The sequence below is a fragment of the Curtobacterium uvaldense genome (assembly GCF_028307415.1).
Lineage (GTDB): Bacteria > Actinomycetota > Actinomycetes > Actinomycetales > Microbacteriaceae > Curtobacterium.
The window spans coordinates 1-4128 of record NZ_JAQMHU010000061.1 but is presented as its reverse complement, the minus strand read 5'-3'; the positions used below and the strand labels follow the sequence as shown (position 1 = coordinate 4128).

The 4128-nt window shown below is 74.2% G+C and carries 4 protein-coding genes; 3 read left to right on the top strand and 1 reads right to left on the bottom strand.

The window, feature by feature from the left end; translation table 11 throughout:
- Positions 1–110 precede the first annotated feature (110 nt).
- Positions 111–1046 carry a proteasome assembly chaperone family protein gene (locus PIJ49_RS16865; RefSeq protein ID WP_066654364.1) on the bottom strand — a complete coding sequence of 312 codons (936 nt, stop codon included), beginning with the start codon at positions 1044–1046 and terminating at the stop codon, positions 111–113.
- Positions 1047–1205: 159 nt separating this feature from the next.
- Between PIJ49_RS16865 and PIJ49_RS16860 the strand changes: the two genes are divergently transcribed.
- Genes PIJ49_RS16860 through PIJ49_RS16850 form a run of 3 tightly spaced genes read left to right on the top strand, consistent with a single transcriptional unit; the run spans position 1206 to position 4010 of the window.
- Positions 1206–1916: an HAD family hydrolase gene (locus PIJ49_RS16860; protein WP_271827136.1), complete on the top strand. Its 711-nt coding sequence runs from the start codon at positions 1206–1208 to the stop codon at positions 1914–1916.
- The gene (locus PIJ49_RS16855) at positions 1913–3043 is read left to right on the top strand and encodes a tRNA (adenine-N1)-methyltransferase (protein WP_271827135.1); all 1131 of its coding nucleotides are present in this window, start codon (positions 1913–1915) and stop codon (positions 3041–3043) included. The genes PIJ49_RS16860 and PIJ49_RS16855 overlap by 4 nt, the downstream gene beginning before the upstream one ends.
- A 40-nt stretch (positions 3044–3083) precedes the next feature.
- Positions 3084–4010 carry an FKBP-type peptidyl-prolyl cis-trans isomerase gene (locus PIJ49_RS16850; RefSeq protein WP_251160211.1) on the top strand — a complete coding sequence of 309 codons (927 nt, stop codon included), beginning with the start codon at positions 3084–3086 and terminating at the stop codon, positions 4008–4010.
- Positions 4011–4128: the final 118 nt, after the last annotated feature.

Here is a 4128-nt window from a genome sequence, read left to right as displayed (position 1 = left end):
CCCCAGAGGTGAGCGGCACGTCGTGCGACCGGAGCGCGTGCGGACGACGGGACGGACGGGAGGCGCGGTGCCAGCCGGCACCGCGCCTCCCGTCCGTCCCGTGGTCGCGACTACTGCTGCGGCGGCTGCGGGGGCCGCCACGGACCCTCGCCGCCGGCGGTGCCGCCGTCCTTGCCGTCCTTGCGCTCGCGTCGGCGGAGGTACTGCTCGAACTCCTGCGCGATCGCGTCCCCCGACGCCTCGGGGGAGTCGACCGTGTCGCGGGCCTGCTCGAGCTGGCCGATGTAGCTCGCCATGTCCTCGTCGTCGGCGGCGAGGGCGTCGATGCCCTCCTCCCACTCGGTGGCCTCGTCGAGCAGGCTGCCCCGCGGGACCGTGACGTCGGCGAGCTCCTCGATCTTGTCGAGGAGGGACAGGGTGGCCTTCGGCGACGGCGAGTTGTGCACGTAGTGGGGGACCGAGGCCCACAGGGAGAGCGTGGTGAGTCCCGCGGTGTCCATCGCGTCGGAGAGCACGCCGAGGATGCCGGTCGGTCCCTCGTACGTCGACCGGTCGACGTCGAACGCCGCACGGACACCGGCGTTCTCGCTCGACACGAACACCGAGATCGGTCGGGTGTGCGGGACGTCCGCCAGCATCGCGCCGACGAACACCACCGCGTCGATCGAGTACACGTCGGCGAGGTCGATGACCTCCGCACAGAACCCCCGCCAGGTCCGGGACGGCTCCGGCCCGACCAGCACGAACACGTCGCGCTCGGTCTCGGAGCCGGCCGCGCCGATGACCGGACGCCCCTCGGCGCCGGGCCCGTGCAGGACGATGCGGGGCCAGCGGATGGCTCGGGAACCGTCCTCCGCGGTGCCGACCTCCGGCCGGTTGAACTGGTAGTCGACGTACCGCTCGCCGTCGATCTCGCGCAGCTCGTCGAGTTCCAGCGCGTCGACGATCCGGCGGGCGAGGCCGCTCGCAGCCTCGCCGGCGTCGTTCCAGCCCTCGAAGGCGACGACGAGCAGCCGGCCGTCGCTGAAGGGGGAGTGCTGTGGCACGGAGGGGCCTCCTGGTGGTGGAGCGGGGCGCGCACGGTGATCGCGCGCGGCCGGACACGGTCGATCACCCAGGATATGCCGGAGCCGCCCGCAGGCACCCCTCCGTCCGCCCCGAGCGGAACCGCGGCGCCGGTCGGTGCCCCGGTAGACTCGTCGCCCGTGACCGCCCAGCACCCCGAACGCGTCCTCCCCGCAGCCGTGCTGTGGGACATGGACGGCACGATCATCGACACCGAACCGATCTGGCAGCAGTCCCAGGTCGAGCTGACCGACCGGTACGGCGCCGAGTGGACCCACGAGGACGGCCTCTCCCTGGTCGGGAGCGGGCTCGAGCGGTCGGGTGAGATCCTCCGCGACCGGGGCGTCGACATGGACGTCGAGGAGATCGTCCTGTGGATGACCGACTACGTGACGCAGCGCCTGCAGGGCGGTGAGCTCCCCTGGCGTCCCGGCGCCCGCGAACTCGTCGAGGAGCTGCACGACCGCGGCATCCCGACTGCGCTGGTGACGATGTCCCGCCGCACGATGGCGCTCGTCACCGCCGACGCCCTCGGGGCCCGTGGCTTCCGCGTGGTCGTCGCCGGCGACGACGTCGACCGTCCGAAGCCCCACCCGGACGCCTACCTGGCCGCGGCGGCGCAGCTCGGGGTCGACCCCACCGCGTGCATCGCGATCGAGGACTCGGCCACCGGGGTCGCCTCGGCCGTGGCCTCCGGTGCCGTCACCGTCGCGGTCGAGCACATCGTGCCGCTGTCCGAGATCGCCGGTGGCGACGTGCACCTGACGACGCTGGCGGACGTGGACGTCGACCGCCTCGTCGAACTGACCAGCCCGGCCCTCGCGGCCCGTACCGAGACGGCGAGCCGATGACCGAGCAGACCCAGCAGCCCTCGCAGGACGACGTCGTCGCCCTGCCGCACACCGCCGGTGGCGCCCCGCACACCCCGCCGCGCGGTCCGTTCCGCGCCGGTGACCGCGTGCAGCTCACCGGCCCGAAGGGCAAGCTCACGACGCTCTCGCTCGAGACCGCCGGCGAGTACCACACCCACCGCGGCGTGCTCCGGCACGACGACGTGATCGGGCAGCCCGACGGCTCCGTGATCCGGGCGAGCACCGGCGACGAGTACCTCGCGCTCCGGCCGCTCCTCAACGACTACGTGATGTCGATGCCCCGGGGCGCGGCCATCGTCTACCCGAAGGACGCCGCCCAGATCGTCGCCTTCGCGGACGTCTTCCCGGGCGCCCGGGTCGTCGAGGCCGGCGTCGGCTCGGGAGCACTCTCGCTCTTCCTCCTCCGGGCGATCGGCCCGACCGGCCGGCTGCAGTCGTTCGAGCGCCGCGAGGAGTTCGCCGCCATCGCGCGCGGCAACGTCGGCACGTTCCTCGGCGCCGTGCCGGACAACTGGTCGGTGACCGTCGGCGACCTCGTCGAGGAGCTCCCCGGCGCCACCGGACCGCAGAGCATCGACCGCGTGGTCCTCGACATGCTCGCGCCGTGGGAGTGCGTCGACGCCGCGGCGGACGCGCTCGTCCCCGGCGGGCTCGTCGTCTGCTACGTGGCGACGGTCACGCAGCTGTCCCGCACGGCCGAGGCGCTGCGGGACACCGGGCGCTTCACGGACCCGCAGTCGAGCGAGACCCTCGTGCGCACCTGGCACGTGGAGGGTCTCGCCGTCCGTCCGGACCACCGGATGGTCGGCCACACCGGGTTCCTCGTGACCGCCCGACGCCTCGCCGACGGCGTCGTGCTGCCGAACCTGAAGCGTCGTGCAGGCAAGGCCGAGTTCTCGGACGAGGACGTCGAGGCCTGGACCCCCGGCGCCGTCGGCGAGCGGTCCGCCAGCGACAAGAAGCTCCGGAAGGTCGCCCGTCAGGCAGCGGCCCAGGCGCGCAGGGTCGCCGCTGCCGAGGCCTCGACGGACGCGCAGGGGATCGCGCACGGCGGCGCCGAAGGCACCCCGGATGCCTCGCACGATGCCGCTGACGGCGACCGCTAGGCTACGCATGCCCGTCCAGCACCGAACGGAAAGAGGGTCCGTGCGCACCATCCCCGCACTCCTGGTCACCATCGGCCTCGCCGCGTCCCTGACGGGGTGCGCCGCCAGCGGGGCCGGTACGGCCGCGTCCTCCTGCCCGGCTCCCGGTGCCGCGTCGGCAGCGGTGACGGCGTCCGGTGCGTTCGGCAAGGAGCCGAAGGTGTCGGTGCCGTCCGGGCTGACCACGACGGGCACGCAGGTGTCGGTCCTGCGCTCCGGCGACGGCCGCCAGATCGAGGAGGGGACGCCGGTCCTCGTCGAGTACACCCTCGTCGACGGCAGCACCGGTCAGGTCGCGCAGACCAGCGGGTACTCCGGGCAGACCGCCCCGATCACCGCGGGCGCTGCGAACTACGGCCCCCTGGGCACCGCGCTCGAGTGCGCCCACGTGGGCGACCGGCTCGCCGTCGCCCTGCCGAAGAGCGAGCTGAGCGGGAGCGCGACCGCCGGATCCGGCACGTCTCGCAAGGCCGAGGACGCCGTGATCGCGGTCATGGACGTCAAGCAGGCCTTCGACGCCCGGGCGACCGGCACGCCGCAGCTCGCCGGCGACGGCATGCCCGCCGTCGTCCTCGCGCCGTCGGGTGCGCCCGGCATCACGATCCCGTCGTGGAGCGCCCCGAAGGACGACGCGCTGCACCTGCTCCGCAAGGGGTCCGGGGCGGAGCTCACCGCGAAGGACACCGCGGTCATCAAGTACACGGCCGTCTCGTGGGCCGGCAGCAACGGCGACTCGTCCGTCGTCGGCTCGAGCTGGACCGACGGATCGGGCGCACAGGCGATCCCGCTCGCGAAGGGCCAGGTCATCGACGGCGTGCGGAACGCCGTCCTCGGCCACCGTGTCGGCGACCAGGTCCTGGCGATCGTGCACCAGCAGGACGGCACCACCGCGTACGTCATCGACGTGCTCGGGAAGATGCCCGCCTGACCCTCGACGGTCCGTCCACCGACCGCGGGGGGGGGGGGGGGGGGGGGGGGCGGGCGGCGGGGGGGGGGGGGGGGGGGGGGCGGCGCCCGGCGCCCCCCCCCCCCCCCCCCCCGGCCCG